15 protein-coding genes are annotated in these 17764 nt (G+C 64.8%); 3 read left to right on the top strand and 12 right to left on the bottom strand.

Going from position 1 to position 17764, the window contains the following annotated elements:
* Positions 1 to 207 precede the first annotated feature (207 nt).
* A complete protein-coding gene (locus U0004_RS14585) occupies positions 208 to 1455 on the top strand; it encodes a PepSY-associated TM helix domain-containing protein (RefSeq protein WP_070256555.1) in 1248 nt (415 codons plus the stop codon).
* 320 nt (positions 1456 to 1775) lie between these two features.
* Entirely contained in the window at positions 1776 to 4106 is a 2331-nt protein-coding gene (locus U0004_RS14580; protein WP_070256237.1) for a TonB-dependent receptor, read from the top strand.
* 112 nt (positions 4107 to 4218) lie between these two features.
* Here the strand turns inward: U0004_RS14580 and mdcH are convergent, their stop codons facing one another.
* Genes mdcH through mdcA form a run of 9 tightly spaced genes read right to left on the bottom strand, consistent with a single transcriptional unit; the run spans position 4219 to position 11538 of the window.
* Positions 4219 to 5166 carry a malonate decarboxylase subunit epsilon gene (gene mdcH, locus U0004_RS14575; protein ID WP_070256240.1) on the bottom strand — a complete coding sequence of 316 codons (948 nt, stop codon included), beginning with the start codon at positions 5164 to 5166 and terminating at the stop codon, positions 4219 to 4221.
* Positions 5163 to 5780, bottom strand: coding sequence for a malonate decarboxylase holo-ACP synthase (locus U0004_RS14570; RefSeq protein ID WP_070256243.1), 618 nt, complete (start codon positions 5778 to 5780; stop codon positions 5163 to 5165). The genes mdcH and U0004_RS14570 overlap by 4 nt, the downstream gene beginning before the upstream one ends.
* Positions 5780 to 6544 carry a malonate transporter subunit MadM gene (gene madM, locus U0004_RS14565; protein ID WP_034781494.1) on the bottom strand — a complete coding sequence of 255 codons (765 nt, stop codon included), beginning with the start codon at positions 6542 to 6544 and terminating at the stop codon, positions 5780 to 5782. The genes U0004_RS14570 and madM overlap by 1 nt, the downstream gene beginning before the upstream one ends.
* Complete coding sequence (gene madL / locus U0004_RS14560) at positions 6537 to 6965, bottom strand: malonate transporter subunit MadL (protein ID WP_070256246.1); 429 nt, start codon at positions 6963 to 6965, stop codon at positions 6537 to 6539. The genes madM and madL overlap by 8 nt, the downstream gene beginning before the upstream one ends.
* 54 nt (positions 6966 to 7019) lie before the next feature.
* A complete protein-coding gene (mdcE, locus tag U0004_RS14555) occupies positions 7020 to 7832 on the bottom strand; it encodes a biotin-independent malonate decarboxylase subunit gamma (protein ID WP_070256257.1) in 813 nt (270 codons plus the stop codon).
* The gene (locus tag U0004_RS14550; protein ID WP_070256261.1) at positions 7829 to 8683 is read right to left on the bottom strand and encodes a biotin-independent malonate decarboxylase subunit beta; all 855 of its coding nucleotides are present in this window, start codon (positions 8681 to 8683) and stop codon (positions 7829 to 7831) included. The genes mdcE and U0004_RS14550 overlap by 4 nt, the downstream gene beginning before the upstream one ends.
* Positions 8680 to 8988: a malonate decarboxylase subunit delta gene (locus U0004_RS14545; protein ID WP_070256263.1), complete on the bottom strand. Its 309-nt coding sequence runs from the start codon at positions 8986 to 8988 to the stop codon at positions 8680 to 8682. Before U0004_RS14545 ends, U0004_RS14550 begins: the two co-directional genes overlap by 4 nt.
* Positions 8975 to 9865, bottom strand: a complete 891-nt coding sequence (locus U0004_RS14540) for a triphosphoribosyl-dephospho-CoA synthase (protein ID WP_370452802.1) — start codon at positions 9863 to 9865, stop codon at positions 8975 to 8977. Before U0004_RS14540 ends, U0004_RS14545 begins: the two co-directional genes overlap by 14 nt.
* Positions 9865 to 11538: a malonate decarboxylase subunit alpha gene (mdcA, locus tag U0004_RS14535; RefSeq protein ID WP_115057621.1), complete on the bottom strand. Its 1674-nt coding sequence runs from the start codon at positions 11536 to 11538 to the stop codon at positions 9865 to 9867. The genes U0004_RS14540 and mdcA overlap by 1 nt, the downstream gene beginning before the upstream one ends.
* Before the next feature lie 119 nt (positions 11539 to 11657).
* On the opposite strand from mdcA, the gene U0004_RS14530 reads away from it, so the two are divergent.
* Positions 11658 to 12578 (top strand): LysR family transcriptional regulator, encoded by a 921-nt coding sequence (locus tag U0004_RS14530; RefSeq protein ID WP_070256268.1) that lies wholly within the window; start codon positions 11658 to 11660, stop codon positions 12576 to 12578.
* A 72-nt stretch (positions 12579 to 12650) separates the two neighbouring features.
* Here the strand turns inward: U0004_RS14530 and U0004_RS14525 are convergent, their stop codons facing one another.
* Genes U0004_RS14525 through U0004_RS14515 form a run of 3 tightly spaced genes read right to left on the bottom strand, consistent with a single transcriptional unit; the run spans position 12651 to position 17512 of the window.
* Positions 12651 to 14480: a glycoside hydrolase family 15 protein gene (locus U0004_RS14525; RefSeq protein WP_070256271.1), complete on the bottom strand. Its 1830-nt coding sequence runs from the start codon at positions 14478 to 14480 to the stop codon at positions 12651 to 12653.
* Between the two features lie 3 nt (positions 14481 to 14483).
* A complete protein-coding gene (otsB, locus tag U0004_RS14520) occupies positions 14484 to 15245 on the bottom strand; it encodes a trehalose-phosphatase (RefSeq protein WP_070256274.1) in 762 nt (253 codons plus the stop codon).
* Positions 15245 to 17512, bottom strand: a complete 2268-nt coding sequence (locus tag U0004_RS14515) for an alpha,alpha-trehalose-phosphate synthase (UDP-forming) (RefSeq protein WP_115057476.1) — start codon at positions 17510 to 17512, stop codon at positions 15245 to 15247. Before U0004_RS14515 ends, otsB begins: the two co-directional genes overlap by 1 nt.
* Between the last annotated feature and the right edge of the window lie 252 nt (positions 17513 to 17764).

Here is a 17764-nt window from a genome sequence, read left to right as displayed (position 1 = left end):
TTCTTGCTAGCATCTTAGCATGCGCTATTTAACATTGGGCAACACCATTGACGCTGGACAAACGCCACGCCACGGCGGATAATGAGAACGATTCCCATTATCAAAAATGTCAGGCCTGCACTCGGCCCATATTTGGCTTTTCCCTGTGCGCCCCGGTGGCGCCCGCTGGCGGCAACAAGCCGGTTTTATGTTGAAGGTTTGTACCGCATGCGCGCTTTCTGGACTGTCATACACCGCTGGGCCGGTCTTACCATCGCCCTCTTCCTCATCGTTGCCGGCCTCACGGGCGCCGTCACGTCGTGGGACCATGAACTGGATGAATGGCTCAACGCCGACATAATGGACACGCCGGGCCGCGGCCCCCTGCAGCAACCATTTGCGCTGGCGCATAAAGTCGCTGCCGCCGATCCGCGCGTGGAAGTCAATTACATGACCCTGGGCCTGGAAGAAGGCCATGCGGCCGCCTTCATGGTGCGCCCGCTAACCGACCCGGCCACGAACAAACCGTTCGTGCTCGACTACAACACCGTCTACATCGACCCCGTCACGGCGCAGATCACGGGCACGCGCGATTCGACGGCCATTTCCCTGTCGCGCCGCAGCCTGATGCCGTTCTTGCGCCATCTGCACTACAGCCTGCACGTGCCCGCCTTCTGGGGCACGGACCGCTGGGGCTACTGGCTGATGGGGAGCGTCGCCCTGATCTGGCTGCTCGACAGCATGGTGGCGTTCTACCTGACCACGCCGCGCCGCTTGCGCCCGCGCGCGCAAGACGAAACTCCGCGCCACCGCGACGCCGCCAGCTGGTGGCAACGGTGGAAACCGTCGTGGGTGCTGCGCTGGGCGGCCGGCGGCTACAAGCTCAATTTCGATCTGCACCGCGCGGGCGGCCTGTGGGTGTGGATAATCATTATTGTCGTCGCGTTTACGTCGTTCTCGCTGAACCTGTACCGCGAAGTGTTTTATCCCGTCATGTCGCTGGTCTCCACCACCACGCCGGGGCCGTACGAAACCCAGACGCCGGCGCCCTACGGCACGTATATCACGCCCGTGATCGGTTTCGAGCAGGCGGTGGAGATCGCCAAAAAGCAGGCCGTGCAGCGCGGCATCACCTCGCCCATCGGCGGCATTTATTATGGCGGCAACTATTCGTTCTACAACGTCTCCTTCTTCGACCCCGCCGACGAATTCGGCGCGGCCGGCATGGGCCTGTCGAACCTGTACGTAGACGGCATGGATGGCAGCATCATCGGCCAGCACAAGCCGTGGGAAGGTACGGCCGCCGACGTCTTCGTGCAACTGCAGTTCCCCCTGCATTCGGGCCGCATCCTCGGCTTGCCCGGGCGCATCATGATGTCCTTCATGGGCGTGATGGTGGCCATGCTTTCCGTGACGGGCATCGTCATCTGGGAGCGCAAACGGCGCGCGCGCCGGCTGCAGGCGAGAAACCATTGACAGTCACCTGAAGCCGCAACTCCATAACGGTGCAGGCGGGCTCATTCAGCCTGCGCCGCACGCGCGCAACGCGTAACGCGTAACGCCTTCGCACCTCCGCACTTTGCTCCACAGTAGCCGGCACATGCCGGCTGTCTGCGCTGCGCGCTTTCCGTGCGCCAGCCAGGCAACGTCCCCTTCCTTGCTTCCACCGCCCTTAAATGCAGTTTACTTGCAATAGCATTACGCGCAAGTTATTATTGCAACTCAATTGCATTTACCATTTGCACGGCGCCTGCGTCCAGCGCCAGCCCCACCTTCCGCCTTTTTTAGAGAGTCATATGCGCCATCACGTACTTGCAGCCGCCATCCTGTCCAGTATCCAGAACGCTTACGCGGCAGAGGACGTTACCTTGCAGACCATCAAGGTCCGGGCAGACCGGCCTTCCACCATCGACAGCGTCGTCCTCGTCGAGAATACGCAAGCCCAGAACCGGACCCTGGGCGGCATGCTCGAACATGTCTCGGGCGTGCAAAGCAGTGCCTTCGGGCCGAATGCGGGCGCGCCGGTGATACGCAGCCTGAGCGGCAGCCGCGTGCAGATCCTCGAGGATGGCCAGTCCATCCTCGGCATGAATGCGCTCAGCGGCGACATCAACATCCCGTTCGATCCGCTGTTTGCGCGCAGCGCGACCGTCAACAAATCGTCGGACGCCGTGCGTTTCGGCGGCAATGCGATTGGCGGCAGCGTCGACGTGGATTCCGGCCTCATTTCCAGGAAGATGGAAAGCAAGGAGAAGGACCTGGAACTGATCCTGCGCAAGGGTTTCAACGATGCCAATGCCCAGGGCTTGCGCATGAACTTCAACGATGGCAAGCACTTCTCGACGAATCTGCAACTGTCCTTCCAGAAGATCGGGCATTACGATATTCCCGGCAACAGCAAGGCCAGCGTGTGCAACAGCCAGCTGTTTCCCTTGAAGGGTGGCGTGAATACCTTCCTGGCCGACAGCTGCCAGAAGGAAGCGAGGATCCAGCAAGTCTACAACAAGGCTTCACAACCGTTTATCGACCAGTTCATGACGGAAAACCCGGACTGGGCGGATGGAGACTTTTCCTTCTATACCAATCAGCCGACGTCCGTCTGGCAGCGCAAGACCTACGTTAATCCGGCCAACCCCGCTTACGTGCCCGGTACGCCGTCGACGACCCAGAACAAGATCAACAAGGACGTGACCCCCGACTACCACGGCACCCTGGGCAACAGCTATGCCAGCAATTCCCACTTTGCCGTCGGCAGCACCTACTTTTTCAACCGTGGCTACGTGGCCGTCAGCATCGATACCAAGAATAGCGAGTATGGCGTGCCGGGTTTTTCCATGGAAAACAAGGCTTTCGGCGCGAACTATGACGAAGGGCTGCCCGTCGGCGTGGTGATACAGCAAGATAAATATGCGCTGGAAGCCAATCTGCTCGACCCCGTCGCGTACATTGAAAGCGCGCAACTACGCGTGTCCCGCCTGAACAATGCCTCGGGAGAACGCCTCGGTGCGGCCAAGGCGAATGACTACCAGTTCGACACCAATCAGGCCGAGCTCCTGCTGGCGCACCGGCGCGCAGGCCCCTTGAGCGGCTTGCTTGGCCTCAGCCATAAAGCCAGGGATATCGCCGGCAGCGGCCCGCAGCTTTACCTGCCCGATGCGAGCACGGCCAGCCGCGCGCTGTTCGTCAAGGAAAGCCTCGATGTCGACTGGGCCACCTTCGACGCGGGCTTCCGCCATGAAAAAGTGGACCACGAGCTCCGCAAGAGCGGATTCAAGACATCGAGGAATGCAAAAAATGCCAAACTCGAGGACAGGTCGTTCAGCCTGAACAGCTATAGCCTGGGGGCCTCGGCCAAGCTGGGCCAGCTGTTCGGCGCGAAGCTGCGCTATGCCTCTTCGGAAAGAGCACCCGACGTCAATGAGTTGTATGCAAGCAACCGTCACTATTCGATCATGACCCAGGAAGAAGGCAACCAGGACTTGAAGGCGGAGCGCGCTCGAAATACCGAACTCACCGCCTTGTTCGGCAATCGCGGCTTTGCCATGTCGGCAACGGGCTATGTCATGAAGTACGAGAACTATCTCTACCTTGGCCACTCGGGAGCCCAGATGGCCAATCGCCTGCCCTTGAAATATTGGAAGCAGACCGATACGACGGTCAAGGGATTCGAGATCGACGCCTCCCAGGTCATACAGCTTGGCAGCTACGGCAAGGTGAACCTCTCCGCATTTGCCGACTTGGTCAAGAACAAGGCGGACAATCCCGACAAGCTGCGCGCGCACAACGATGGCGCGTATCTGCCCAACATGCCCACCAACCGCTATGGCGCGAATCTGCTGTGGGAAAACATGGGGTGGAAGGCCAGGCTGTCCAGCACCTGGTACGACAAGCAGAAATATCTGGGCAAAAGCGTCAGCGAGGAAGTGCCGCTCGACGGCTACACCATGGTGAACTTCCAGGTGAGCCGCGCGCTGCAGGTGCCGAACTCGCCGTTTGCAGGCATCGACGTGTTCATCAGCGGCACCAACCTGCTCGATGACGATGCCCGGCCGCACAATTCTCCACTGAAATACATCGCGCCCTTGCCGGGCCGTGGATTCCAGATTGGCTTGAGCGCCAGGCTTTAAGAACATCTATCAAAACCTACTGCGCGTCGCGATTTGCGGTCTGCGATGCTCACTGTACCTTCGTACAGTTGCGCTTCTCCACCACAACTCACATCCGCTCGCTACGGTTTTGTCAGGCGTTGTAAGGCAAGGTGCCGTCCCGCTCCCTGCCCACCAGCGCCAGCAGGCTGTCGCCCCGGTTGCCGTCGCAGCAGATGGCCACGCCGTCCGTGAAGTCGGGCGCCGTCAGCCGCGTGAGGACGCTGCCGGGCGGCATTTCCAGCGCCAGCCGGGCGCCCCGCTCCCATGCCAGGCGCACGGTACTGCTCCACTGTACGCGCTGGGCCATGTTGGCTGCCAGGCTGTCGCGGATGCGGGCCGGGTCGAACAGCGAGCGCGCCGCGCTGCTGCTCAGATAGACGAGCGATGGCCGGCGCAGGGCCACGCCCTCGAAGGCGGCGGCCATGTCGAGCGCCGCGCCTTCCAGCAACGGGCAATGCGACGGTACGCTGACGGCCAGGCGCTTGGCCTTGCAGGCGCCGTGCGCCAGGGCCAGCGCCATCACGGCTTGCAAGGCGGCTTCGCTGCCGGCAATGGCGATCTGGCGCGGCGCATTCAGGTTGGCGACATACACGGGCGTAGCTGCGCCGTGCACCTCGGCCAGCACGGGTTCGAGTTGCGCCAGATCAAGCCCGATGATGGCCGCCATGCCGTAGCCGTTGGGATATGCCTGCTCCATCAGCTCTCCGCGCCGCGCCACCAGGCGCAAGGCATCCGCATAATCGAGCGCGCCGGCGACGACGGCCGCCGCATATTCGCCGATGGAAAAACCGGCCACCATGTCGGGCCGCGCGCCGCGCGCCGCCAGGGAACGCGCCATCGCCACGCCCGCGATCAGCAAGCACAGTTGCACGGCCCGCGTCGACGCCAGCGCGACAGCCGTGTCCAGCGCCAGGGAATCGTGGCCCAGCACGCCCGCAGCTTCGGCCAAAGCCCCCGCCACGGCCAGGTCGTCGGGCAGCGCATGCAGCATGCCCGGAGTCTGGGCGCCCTGGCCGGGAAAGGTAAACAACACGCTCATGCCAGCTCCCATGGCGTGGCCGTCAGCACGGGACCGTGATCCGTTTTCAGCAAGACCTTGCCCCGGCCCGCCGCCCACTCGGCATACGCAAAGCCGCCAAGGCCCGTATCGATTTGCAGGTCCAGCCGGCACGCCGTGACCTTGGCGGCGATGGCACGCAGGGCCTCGGCCTGCGCGGCGTCCGGCGGCGCGGCGATGCGCAGCACGAGATCGAGGTCGCTGTCGGCGCGCAGCACGGGCAAGCTGCTCGCCAGGGCGAATCCCACGCCGCCCGTCGGCCCCCAGGCCCAGCCCGTGGCGTCGAGCAGCGGCGCCACCTGCCGCAGCGCATCGAGCGCAGTACAGTCAAAACCGGACGACGGGGTGTGCGCCAGCCGCGCCAGCATTTCCGGCGTGACGCTACGCACGACGTCGGCCGCGTCCACTTCGCACGCATGCCGCTCGCTGCGCAGCATACCGCGCATGCCCACGGGAATGCGCCCGGGCGCCGTGCTGGCGCGCCGCACCACCAGCGGCGCCGCCTGCAGCCACACTGCATCGCACCAGGCGGGCAAGGATGCGACGTCCGGCGGACCGTCCAGCCACAGCAAATCATGCGCGCGCCAGGCTTCCATCAGGCCACCACCGCCTTGACGGCAAAGAACAGCAAGGACGGTCCCAGCAAGCAGCCCAGGCCCGTATGAAACGTGGCCACCAGCGCGCCATACGGCACCAGCTTGCGGTCCGTGGCGGCCAGGCCGGCCGACACGCCGCTGACGGTACCGGCCAGGCCGCCGAACACCATCGCCGAGCGCGGCGTTTTCAGGCGCAGGAAGCGCGCCGCGGCGGGCGTGCCCACCATCACCAGGATGGCCTTGATCAGGCCCGCCGCAATGCTCAATGCCATGACGTCGGAACTGGCGCCGATGGCCGCGCCCGTGACGGGGCCGACGATGTACGTGACAGCGCCGGCGCCGATGGTGGTCATGCTGACGGCGTCCGAATAGCCAAAGGCATAGGCGACACCGGCGCCAACGAGGAAGGGCAGCACCACGCCCAGCACCAGCGCCACCAAGCCGATCAGGCCAGCCTTGCGCGCTTCCGTCGCCTGCACTTCGAAGGCCGTGGCGACAATGGCAAAATCGCGCAGCATGGCGCCGCCCATCAGGCCGATGCCGCCGAACAGCGACAAATCTGCCAGGCCCTTGTGGCCGCCGCTATGCACGCCGCCCCAGTAAGCGAGGCCCAGGCCGATCACGATGGCGATGGCCGAGCCGTGCACGCGGCCGAAGGTCAGGTACTTCGACAGGGCGATCGACAGCAGCATGATCAGGCCGACAAAGGCGAAGGCCGTCACCAGGCCATTGTGGATGGCGGCTTTTTCAAAGATTTCAAGCATGACGGTGCTCCTTCATCAACATGGAGTCGGCTTGCACGCGGTCAGCTTCAGCGGCAGCGATGGCGGCAGGGCTTTCCGAACGGTTAATCAGCGAAATCACGGCGCCGCAAACGAGCACGGAACCGATGGCGGCCAGCACGGCCACCGGCCCGCCGCGCAGGGCCGCCACCACATCCTGCTGCGCCGCCATGGCCACCACCACGGGAATATACATGGCGCCCCAGTATTCGACGCCCCGCTCCGTCATCTGCGGAAGCCAGGATCGGCGCTGCATGTAGAGCCGGGCGCAGATCAGCAGCAGCATGGCGATGCCCACGCCGCCCACGTTGGTCTTGACGCCCATCAGCTGCCCGAGCAGGTCGCCCAGGAAGATGCCGAGCAAATGGCACAGTGCCAGCAATGCGGTTCCGTAAATGATCATGATTGTCTCCGTTATAGGAATAGGAATGACTTGATGTCTTCTCTGTTGTTTCACCTACCACTGCTGCCCCAGCACCTCCCTGACTCTTGCCGATGCCTGGCGGTGCGGCGCGCCCAGGCGGCTGGAAAGATCCCGCTGCGGGTCGGCACGGATATCGCCGAGAGCCGCCTGCAGGCAGGCGTCGACGGCGGCCGTATCCTGCGCCGACGGATCATCGGGCTGCGCCACCTGCAAGGTTTGCCACAGCAGTCCCAGGCTGGCGTAGTTCCTGATGTCGTAGGCCATCGGCGCGATGGTCGCGGCCAGCGCTTCGAGCGCTGCCACGGTGCGCAGGGTGATGCGCGCCGCCGACGCCTTGCCCATCGCGTGCACCATCACTTGCGGATCGTCGAGCGCGATCAGGCGGTTGGCCTGGTAGCCGTGGGCGAGGAAGGCGCCCGACATGGCCTTGCCGACGATCAGCCCGATCACGGGATGGCCGGCCAGGCGCGCCTCGGCGTAAGCCCCCGCCGCGCCGGCCAGCGCCTGGTGGATGCCGTACGCTTCCTCGCGCCTGCCATAGGCCTGGCTGGCCACGTCGATGACGGCGACGATGGGCCGTTTCACGGCCAGCGCGCGGTCCTCGGCAACCACCTGCTGCACCGCGCGCGCCAGCTGCCACGCCTCGGCCAGGCCGATTTCTCCCGTGCGGGCACGCGCAAAACGGTTGTCCGGGTCGGGCAGCACGGCGAGGTAGCGCGCCGGCGCGCCCGCCAGCGGCGCGTCGACCACGCGCACGGAAAGCGGATAATCAGGCAGCGGCGCGGCGTGCTGCGTCAGAGCCGCCAGCCAGACGGCGCCGCGGCTCGTATCGGTAATGGCGTTCATGCTGCTGCTCCTTTGCTGTAGATCAAACGCACGGCTTCCGGCGTGGCTTGCGGGCCCGCGTCCACTTGCGCCAGGCGGGCCAGGAAGACGTCTGCCTGGTCGCTGCGGTGCTGCGCCGGCACGCCGCGTGCGAACAATGCGGCCACGGTGGCGCGCATCTGCGCCGTGTCGTCTTCCACATAGGCGTCGGCCAGGCCGCTGTGGAAGCGCTGCTCGCCGCCAGTCAGGCTCCAGATGAAGGGCTTGTTGCGCGAGTCGAATTCGTCCACGCCCGCCTCCTGCTCGATCACGGCCGGACCGTTGAGACCCAGGCGCGCCTCGCGCGTGACGACCAGATAGCTGCACAGGCCCGCCGCGATCGACATGCCGCCGTAGCAGCCCACGGTGCCGGCCGTGATGCCGATGACGGGCTGGTAGCGGCGCAGGTCGACGATGGCGGCATGGATGTCGGCAATGGCAGCGAGGCCCAGGTTGGCTTCCTGCAGGCGCACGCCGCCCGTCTCGAACAGGATCACGGCGCGTGTCGGCACGCCATTGCGGTTGTCGTGCGCCGCCAGTTCCAGTGCGCCGGCGATCTTCGCGCCGCCCACTTCGCCCATGCTGCCGCCCTGGTAGGCGCCTTCGATGGCCAGCACCACGGCCGGCTGGCCGTCGAACAAGCCCTTGGCCACCACCACGCCGTCATCCGCCTGCGCCGTCACGCCTTGCTTCGGCAGCCACGGCGAAGCCATGCCGCAGAACGGGTCGAGCAGTTCGCGCATGCTGCCAGAGTCCAGCAAGGCCCTGGCCCGGCTGCGCGCGCCCCGTTCGATGAAGCTGTCGCGTTCCAGCAATTCCTTCAATGTACTCATGCCGCCCTCCCCGCTTGCAATTCTTCATAGGCTTGCTCGATGCGCATGCGCACCACGCCCGGCGTGGCGCCGCAATCGTTGATGACGATGCTCGCCGCCGGCAGCGGCTCGCCGCCGAATACGCGCTGCAGGAGCGCATCCCACACGGCACCCTTGCCATCGACGGAGGTGTTGACGACGATGCGGATCACGCCATCGTCGCCAGGCTGCAGCAGCACTTCCAGGTCGCCCGAACCGACGACGCCGGCCAGCGCGCGCCCCGATGCCGGCTGCCCGGCCGGGAATGTATAGTCACGCGTTTCCATGCGCTTCTCCTTCTGTCAATCGGTCGAGGAACAGGGTGGCCGCCAGCAAGTCCGCCGCGCCGCCCGGCGACACGCCGCGCGCCAGCGCCACCGCTTCCAGCGCCATCAGCGCCTCGGTACCGGCGGCAGTGGCCGCGCCGCCGGCGGCCAGTACCCGCGCCGCCCCCGTTTGCAACGCCAGCAAGGCCGACTCGCCGCCGCGCGACAGCACGCAGGTGTCGTCCAGCTGGCCGAGAATGGCCAGCAAGGCGTTCAGCCGCGCCGTCGTTTCATTGTCGCCGCGCAGCCGCGAGGCATGCAGAGCAGGCAATCCGGCGCCCGTCACCAGGGGGAAATCGGCGCGGGCCTGGCCCCGAGCGCCATCGACCCGATACTGGCGGCATGCCAGCTCGCCCTTGTTGCCGGTAACGCCAGGCGCGCCGCGGTCATGCAAGCGGGCCAGCGCGCCGGCCCGCGCCGCCACGGCCTGCGGCGCCAGCGATGCGCCCCGAGCCCCCTGCTGCGCCGCCGCCGTCACCAGCAGGCCCAGGGCCCAGATGGCGCCCCGGTGCGTGTTCACGCCGCCCGTGGCTGCCAGCATCAGCGCCTCGCCATCGCGTCCGATGGCGCCGATGCGCTGGCGCAGGCCGTCGTCATCGTCACTTTCCCAGCCTGCGTGCGCCATGGCGGCAAACACGGGCTCCAGCACGCAGGCCGAATGGCACATCAGGGCCCAGTTCAAATCCGCATGGGCGCCACGGCTGCGCAAATCGACCAGGCCCGGTTTCGGCGTCAGGGTCACTTCATCGAGCAGCGCCTGCAGCACCTGCCGCGCCAGCGCCGCAGGGAGTACCTGCACCGGCACTGTCGTCGTCATTGTGGTCATCATTGTCATCATTACCAGCTCCTGAATTTGGCGGGGGGTTGATACAGGCCGTCCGACCATTCGACCAGGTCGGCGATGCTTTTTGCGGCCAGCAGCGAGCGGTTCGCTGCGCCGCGCTGCACGCCGATATCCTCGGGCAGCGCGATCAGGCCGTCGGCGCGCAGTTTGGCCGTCGTCTTCGGGTCGTGGCGCAGGCCGATGGGCGTCACGCCGGCCACGGCCGCCAGCATGGCCTTGCGCTCGTCGAGCGAACGGGCCTTGTACAGGTAGGCGATGCCCTCTTCCGTCAGCACGTGCGTGACGTCGTCGCCATAGATCATCACGGGCGCCAGCGGCATGCCGCTGGCCTGGCCCACGGCCACGGCGTCGAGCGATTCGACGATGGTCGGCTGGCCGCCATCCTGGAACGTTTCGACCATCTGCACCACCAGCTTCCTGCCGCGCGCCAGAGGGTCGTCCGTCTCGATCAGGTCCAGCCAGGCGGGCGTCGGGTGGCGCCGGCCATGCGGATCGTGGCCCATATTGGGCGCGCCGCCGAAACCGGCCAGGCGGCAATTCGTCACGGTGGACGAATTGCCCAGGCCATCCATCTGCAGGGTGGCGCCGATGAACAGGTCGACCGCGTACTGGCCGGCCAGCTGGCACAGGGCCCGGTTCGAGCGCATGGAGCCGTCGCGGCCCGTGAAAAACACGTCGGGCCGCGCGGCCGCATAGCCTTCCATGCCCAGCTCCGCGCCGAAACAGTGCACGCTCTCGACCCAGCCCGTCTCGATGGCGGGGATCAGAGTCGGATGGGGGTTGAGCACCCAGTTGCGGCAAATCTTGCCCTTCAAGCCCAGCTGCTCGCCATACGTGGGCAAGATCAGTTCGATGGCGGCCGTATTGAAGCCGATACCGTGATTGAGCGACTGCACCTGGTGTTTTTCATACACGCCGCGGATCGCCATCATGGCCATCAGCACGTGCACGGGCTTGATCACGCGCGGGTCGCGGGTAAACAGGGGTTCGATGAAGAACGGCTTGTCGGACTGCACCACGAAATCGATCCACGAGCCAGGCACGTCGACCCGCGGCAAGTCGCTGACGTCGTCGACGATCTGGTTGACCTGGGCGATGACAATGCCGTCGCGGAAGGCGGCCGATTCCACCAGGGTGGGCGTGTCTTCCGTGCTGGGGCCTGTGTACAGATTGCCCTGGCGGTCGGCCATGTAGCCGGCCACCATGACGACGTTGGGCGTGAGGTCGACGAACAGGCGCGCATACAGCTCGATATACGTGTGGATGGCGCCCACTTCCAGCAAGCCATCCTGCAGGAACTGGGCGATGCGCAGGCTTTGCGTGCCGGCAAACGAGAAATCGAGCTTGCGGGCGATACCCCGCTCGAACAGGTCCAGATGCTCGGGCAGGCTGACGCTGGGCATGATCAGGTGCAGATGGTGGATCTTGTCGGGATTGACCTGGGTCAGCATGCGGGCGAGGAAATCGGCCTGCTTCTGGTTATTGCCTTCGAGGACGACGCGGTCGCCCGGCGCAAGCAGCGCTTCGAGCACGGCGACCATGTCGCCCTGTTGCAGCACGGGGCCGCTCGCGTACTGGCGCACGGCCTCCAGGCGGCGGCGCTTCTCGGTGCGCCGCGTGTCCCATTGTTTTTGCCGCTGCCCTGGCGCTGCTGTGGCGGTTGACATCATGCCTCCGGAATGAGCTATCGAACCCCGACGATAGAACGAAAGCGTCACCGCGACAATCAACCTGCTACCATGTTCATTACCCTGAAGTTAATGAACTAACGATAATCACGGTGATTATGGCCATCAACGAAGAAATTACCCTGAAAAAGCTGGAAGTTTTTCTCAGCTTCATGGAATTGAACAACCTGGCCCGCGTGGCCGATGCGCTGGGCCAGAGCACGGTCAGCGTGCACCGCGCCCTGCATTCGCTGGAAGACGGCTTGCGCTGCCCCCTGTTCAAGCGCGAGGGCCGCAGCCTGATCCCGCTGCATGCGGCCTACACCTTTGCCGAATCGGCGCGGCGCGCGCTGGCCGAGTGCGAGGAAGGCGTGCGCAAGGTGCGCGAAATGTCGGGCATCAACCCCGTGCGCCTGAAGATCGGCTCCCTGTATTCATTGACCCTGCACTGCATCCCGCAACTGGTGATCGCCCTGAAGCTGCGCCGGCCGGGCCTGGATATCGACCTGACCCTGGGCTCGAACCGCGAACTGCTGCAAAGCCTGGCCGATGGCAGGCTGGACGCCATCATCGTCGGGGTGCAGGAAGACGAACAGCATGCGGGCCTGGTGGCCGTGCCCCTGTTCCAGGACGACATCTTCCTGGCCGCGCCGCTGGCTTCGCCCTATGCGGGGGCCGCTTCCGTGGACTTGCAGGCGCTGCGCGACGACAAATTCGTCACGCTCAACGAAGGCTTCGTCACCTCGCAAAGCTTCAACCATGCATTCGAGCTGGCGGGATTCGTGCCCGACACGGCCATGAGGGTGGGCGACATCTTCTCGCTGATCAACCTGGTGAGCGGCGGCATCGGCTACAGCCTGCTGCCCGGCCGCGTGCGCGCCTTCAGCTCCCGCATCGAACTGATTCCGCTGGACGCGCGCTACGGCTCGCACCAGCAAATCACCCTGCTGATGCTGAGCAGCCGCGAGCGCGACCCGAACTTGCTGGCGCTGGCGGCGGAGTGCAGGTTGTATGGGCGACGCGAGCCTGCTGGCGCGTGATTACCCCGAGCAGTGAAAAAGCTGGGGTCGGACCCTGAGGGTCCGACCCCGGAACTTGCCTTGGGGGTGAACTTAAATAGCACTATCCCAAGGCGCCGACAACCGCACCGCGCAGTTGATCAGTCCCACCATCGAGTAAGTCTGCGGGAAATTCCCCCACATCTCTCCCGTCACCGGGTGCGTATCTTCCGATAGCAAGCCCAGGTGATTGCGTGCCATTAACATTGTTTCAAAGATCTGGCGTGCCTCATCCTTCCTGCCGATGCGGGCCAGGGCGTCGATGCGCCAGAAGGTGCAGATGTTGAAAGCCGTTTCCGGTTTGCCGAAATCGTCGGGCGCCTCGTAGCGGCGCATGTAGGGGCCGTCGCACAGCGATGCTTCGAGGGCGTCGACGGTAGCGATGAAACGGGGATCCATGGGGTCGATGAAGTTGACTTCCGCCATCAGCAGGACGGAAGCGTCCAGGTCGCGTCCGCCCAGGCTTTCCGCGAAAGCCTGGCGCTCTTCGCTCCACGCTTCGCGCAGCAGGCGTTCGCGGATCAGCACGGCGCGGCTGTTCCAGTGGTCGGCCCGGTCGTCCAGGCCCAGCTTGTGCGCGACCTTGGCCAGGCGGTCGCAGGCGGCCCAGCTCATCAGCATGGACGAGGTATGGACGCGCGCCCGCGTGCGCAGCTCCCACATGCCCGCATCCGGCTCCGCATGCAGGCGGAAGGCCTGGTCGCCCACGGCTTCCAGCGCGGCGAACTCGGCTTTTCCCGCCCGGTGGAACAAACGGTGGTCGAGGAAAGCCTGGGCAGCACCGAGCACGATGTTGCCGTACACATCGTGCTGGAAGTGTTCCTGCGCCTGGTTGCCGACGCGCACGGGACCGTTGCCGCGGTAGCCGGGCAAGTGGTCGAGCATGGATTCGGGCAACTGCTCTTCCAGTCCGATGCCGTACAGGGGCTGGATGTGGCCGCCTTTCGAGCGGGCGACGATATTCGTCAGCCAGCGAAGGTATTCCTCCATGGTGCCCACTTCGGACAAGCTGTTCAATGCCCGCACGACGAAGAAGGCGTCGCGCAGCCAGCAATAGCGGTAATCCCAGTTGCGGCTGCTGCCCGGCGCTTCCGGGATGCTGGTGGTCATGGCGGCGATGATGGCGCCCGTGTCTTCATATAAAGACAATTTTAATGTGATGGCGGCGCGGATGACCACGTCCTGCCATTCCAGCGGCACGGCCAGCCGGCGCGTGTAGGTGCGCCAATAGTTGATCGTTTCCTTTTCGAAGATGCGCGCCGTCTCGTCGATGCCGCCGGCCAGGGTTTCATCCGGGCCCAGCAGGAAGTTGGCCGTGCCCCCAAGCACGAAATACGTTTCGCTCAGCACATAGTTGAGCGACACATCGGTGTTCAGGCGCAAGGTCTGTTCCGGCCCCACGTAGCGGATATGGTGGCTGCCCTGCGTGATTTGTGGCGCCAGCTTGCCCCATTCGTAGCGGGGGCGCAAGCGTACCCGGATACGCACGGCATGATCGAGCGGCCGCACCCGGCGGATCAGCATCAGCGGGCGGAACATGCGGTCGCGGCTGAGGAATCGGGGCGCGAAATCCGTGATTTCCACGCCGCGCCCCTGCGTGTCGTACAGCCGCGTGCGCAGCACGGCCGTGTTCGGCTCATAAAACTGTTCGCTGCGGGCAAAGTTTTCAATGTCGATGGCCCACACGCTGCCGTTTTCCGTGGCGTCCAGCAAGCCGTTGAAGACGGGATCGCCGTCGAAACGGGGCAGGCAGGACCAGACGACCTGCCCCGCCTGGTCGATCAGGGCGCTGAAGGCGCAATTGCCCACCACGCCGCAGTTGAGGGATGCTTGCGCGGACGCGCCGCCGGGGGTGTCATCAGCTTGTTCAGTGGATATGGTCATCGGCTACTCCTTGAAAGGCGATACGGACGCGGCCAGCAGCGCGGCGCGCAAGGCGCCCGGGCTGGCCAGGCGCAGGGTGGCGGCGCTGGGGCCCTTGCCCACTTTCACGCCCTGCCCGCCTGCTAGTTGAACATAGGCAAAGCCTGCCTCGTCGGTGGTATCGTCGCCCGCGAACACGGGCCGGCGGCCGGCGAATGGGATTTCCTGCATGAAGGCGGCGATGGCGCCGCCCTTGTCGGTGGCGGCCGGCTTGGCTTCCAGGACCATTTTGCCATGCAACAGCAGTACCCCGGGGCACGCTTGCACGGCTGCGGTCATTTCCTGCCAGCATAACTGCTCAAGTTCGGGCGCCAGCCGGTAATGCAGGGCCACGGCACCGCGCTTCTGCTCCACCAGCAAACCGGGGTACCTCGCCGCCAACGCCTGCGCACGCGCCAGCACGGGCGAGACATCGGGCGTGGCCGCCACATGCAGCACGCCATCGGCGCCGCGCCGCTCCACGCCATGCACGCCGGCAACCGGCAGGGTCAAGGGCGCCAGCATGGCATCGATCTGGACTATGGGACGCCCGGAAATGAGGGCCAGCGCGCCGCCGTGGCGCTCGGCCAGCAGCGCCAGCGCTTCAACCACGCCCGCTTCCAGGCGCACGCCATCGGGCGTGGACGCCAGGTCGACCAGGGTGCCGTCGAAGTCGAGGAAGACGGCTGTGCCAGGCGTACCCAGCAGTTGCAGCAAAGCCGCGCTATCGTCAGGGGTATCGTCCATCAGATCCCCTTGCGCCGCTTGATGCGGCTGTGGGCGTCGATCTTGGTCATGACCTTGTCGCGCTGGCGCAAGCGGGCCGCGTCCAGCAGCATGCGCCCGGCCCAGCGGTAGACATTGAAATGTTTCACACGGGCCCGCATGCTCTTCATGCGCTCGCGCTGCTCCACGGGCGGCATCACGAGGGCGCGGTACAGGGCGTCGGCGCCCTGCTCGATGTGGTACGGGTTGATGATCAGCGCTTCATGCAGCTCGCGCGCGGCGCCCGTGAATTGCGACAGCACCAGCACGCCCAGCTCGTCGTCGCGCGCGGCGATGAATTCCTTGGCCACCAGATTCATGCCGTCATGCAAGCTTGTCACCATGCACACTTCGGAAGCGCGGAAATAGCGCTGCAAATCGTCCTGGCCGTGGTGCTCCGCTTTCAGCAGGATGGGCACATAGTCTCCGCTGCCGAAGCGGCGGTTGATGCGTTCGACCATCTTGCGCACGCGCGCGTCGAAACTTTGATATTCATCGAGCGAAGCGCGGCTGGGGGCGGCAATTTGCACAAAGGTAAAATTGCCCACCATGCCAGGCTGCTGTTCCAGCATGCGCTCGACGGCCTGGAAGCGCTCGACGATGCCCTTCGTGTAGTCGAGGCGGTCCACGCCGATGCCCAGCAAGTGGTCTTGGGCCACGCCCAGCTCGCTGCGGATTTGCGCGCGGCAGGTGGCCACGTCCGGTTGCGCCGGATTGTCTTCCGGCCAGGCGATGGAAATCGGATAATCCTCGACCTGCGTCATCTCGCCGCCATAGGAAATCGTCGACGCTTCCGGCTCGATGCGGGTTTCCAGGTAGCGGTCCACCGTTTCCAGGAAATTCTTGCGGTGGAATGGCGTATGGAAACCGAGGATGGTGCTGCCCAGCAAACCGTCGAGGATTTCTTCGCGCCATGGGCAAATGCCGAACGATTCCGAGTTTGGCCAGGGAATATGCCAGAAGGTGATGATCGTCGCTTTCGGCAAGGCTTCGCGCACCATGCGCGGCAACAAGGCAAAGTGGTAATCCTGCACCAGCACGACAGGGTTGTCCGTCTTCGCCTCCGCGATCACGGCGTCGGCGAAGCGGCGGTTGACCTTCACGTACTGTTCCCAGTCGGTCGAGCGGAACACGGGGCGCACGTGGGCGATATGGCACAGCGGCCACATGCCTTCATTGGCGAAGCCATAATAGTAGCCCTGCTCTTCCTCTTCCGTCAGCCACACGCGGCGCAAGGTATAGCTGGGATTGTCGGGCGGCACGGGCACGTGGTCGAGCTTATCCACCGTCTCGCGGTCGGCGGAACCGGCGCCATGCGCGATCCACGTGCCGGAGCAGGCCCGCATCACGGCTTCCACGGCCGTCACCAGGCCGCTGGCGGGACGCTGCACGGTGATGCCGGCATCTGTTTTCGTGTGGATATACGGTTCCCGGTTCGACACGACGAGCACCTGGTCGCCCTGCAAGTCCGCTTCCAGCAAGGCGCGCAGCTTGTCCGGCGTCCAGTCGGACGACCAGCCGTTGTCGCCCTGGCGTTCCAGGTGGTATTCCTGCAGCAATTCGCGCAAGTCGCCGATCAGCGGCTGCATTTCCGGCGGCGGCGCGGGCGCGGCGGCGGGCGCCGTCGCGGCGGCCACTGCGCCATTACTTTTCGGCAGCAATTCGCCCCGTAGAATATCCTTCACGGCCGACAGCCAGCCGCGCCAGCTCAGGTGCGCCACGAACACGGTCATCAGGGAAATCAATACGGCCAGCACGGCCAGGAAGGCAAAGATGAAGCGCTTGGTATCCGTATTGCGGCGCTCGACAAAGCTCATGTCCTGCACCAGCACCAAACGGCCCAGCTGGGATGCTTCCTGCATGACGGGCGTTTCGCTGATGTGGACTTGCCCTTGCGGCAATTGCGCCAGGGATTTGTACAGGCCGCCCGTGGAAGGCGTGCTCCAGCAGCCGATGGAAGCGGGATATTGCGCGGACTGGTAAACCAGGTGGCCCGCGTTGTCGCAAAAGCCGATGGCGATCAGGCGTTCGTCGCGCGTGGCGCCCTGGAACAGTTCGCCGATGCGGGTGGCATCTTGCGCGGGCAGGTATTCGGTGAGCGAGGGCCGGAGGGTTCCGGCGAGCAATTCTGCCCGGCTGTCGAGGTCGCGCACATACCAGCGCAGGGTGATACTGTCGAGCAGGGGTACCACAATATAAGCAAACAATCCCAGCACCAGAGCCAGTGGCAGGATGAAGCGCAAGGACATTCGGAGTGATCGTACTATCATCGTTTTCCTTTGCAAAAACAAAAAGCATGGCAAGTATGACTATGTTTCCACTGCGGCGACGCCCGTTTGCTTTCCATATTGAAACGTCAACATGGCATGGCGCAGCGCAGCAATTTCTTCCAGTATCCACCTTGACGCAGGTCTTATCCGTACGGCAACGCACGCCCCCGTTACGCCATCTGCCCGTAAAATACCCGCTTCCGACATCCATTTCATTTAAAAACAAGGAGT

It is taken from the genome of Janthinobacterium lividum (assembly GCF_034424625.1).
Classification (GTDB): domain Bacteria; phylum Pseudomonadota; class Gammaproteobacteria; order Burkholderiales; family Burkholderiaceae_D; genus Janthinobacterium; species Janthinobacterium lividum.
This window is presented reverse-complemented; position numbering and strand designations above follow the sequence as displayed.

What these genes read in the sequence shown, in the direction of transcription:
- U0004_RS14550 (WP_070256261.1), bottom strand. Translation starts at nt 8,683, where the DNA reads ATGAGTACATTGAAGGAATTGCTGGAACGCGACAGCTTCATCGAACGG.
- mdcA (WP_115057621.1), bottom strand. Translation starts at nt 11,538, where the DNA reads ATGTCAACCGCCACAGCAGCGCCAGGGCAGCGGCAAAAACAATGGGAC.
- U0004_RS14515 (WP_115057476.1), bottom strand. Translation starts at nt 17,512, where the DNA reads ATGTCCTTGCGCTTCATCCTGCCACTGGCTCTGGTGCTGGGATTGTTT.
- U0004_RS14540 (WP_370452802.1), bottom strand. Translation starts at nt 9,865, where the DNA reads ATGATGACAATGATGACCACAATGACGACGACAGTGCCGGTGCAGGTA.
- U0004_RS14580 (WP_070256237.1), top strand. Translation starts at nt 1,776, where the DNA reads ATGCGCCATCACGTACTTGCAGCCGCCATCCTGTCCAGTATCCAGAAC.
- U0004_RS14570 (WP_070256243.1), bottom strand. Translation starts at nt 5,780, where the DNA reads ATGGAAGCCTGGCGCGCGCATGATTTGCTGTGGCTGGACGGTCCGCCG.
- madM (WP_034781494.1), bottom strand. Translation starts at nt 6,544, where the DNA reads ATGCTTGAAATCTTTGAAAAAGCCGCCATCCACAATGGCCTGGTGACG.
- otsB (WP_070256274.1), bottom strand. Translation starts at nt 15,245, where the DNA reads ATGGACGATACCCCTGACGATAGCGCGGCTTTGCTGCAACTGCTGGGT.
- U0004_RS14525 (WP_070256271.1), bottom strand. Translation starts at nt 14,480, where the DNA reads ATGACCATATCCACTGAACAAGCTGATGACACCCCCGGCGGCGCGTCC.
- U0004_RS14530 (WP_070256268.1), top strand. Translation starts at nt 11,658, where the DNA reads ATGGCCATCAACGAAGAAATTACCCTGAAAAAGCTGGAAGTTTTTCTC.
- madL (WP_070256246.1), bottom strand. Translation starts at nt 6,965, where the DNA reads ATGATCATTTACGGAACCGCATTGCTGGCACTGTGCCATTTGCTCGGC.
- mdcH (WP_070256240.1), bottom strand. Translation starts at nt 5,166, where the DNA reads ATGAGCGTGTTGTTTACCTTTCCCGGCCAGGGCGCCCAGACTCCGGGC.
- U0004_RS14585 (WP_070256555.1), top strand. Translation starts at nt 208, where the DNA reads ATGCGCGCTTTCTGGACTGTCATACACCGCTGGGCCGGTCTTACCATC.
- U0004_RS14545 (WP_070256263.1), bottom strand. Translation starts at nt 8,988, where the DNA reads ATGGAAACGCGTGACTATACATTCCCGGCCGGGCAGCCGGCATCGGGG.
- mdcE (WP_070256257.1), bottom strand. Translation starts at nt 7,832, where the DNA reads ATGAACGCCATTACCGATACGAGCCGCGGCGCCGTCTGGCTGGCGGCT.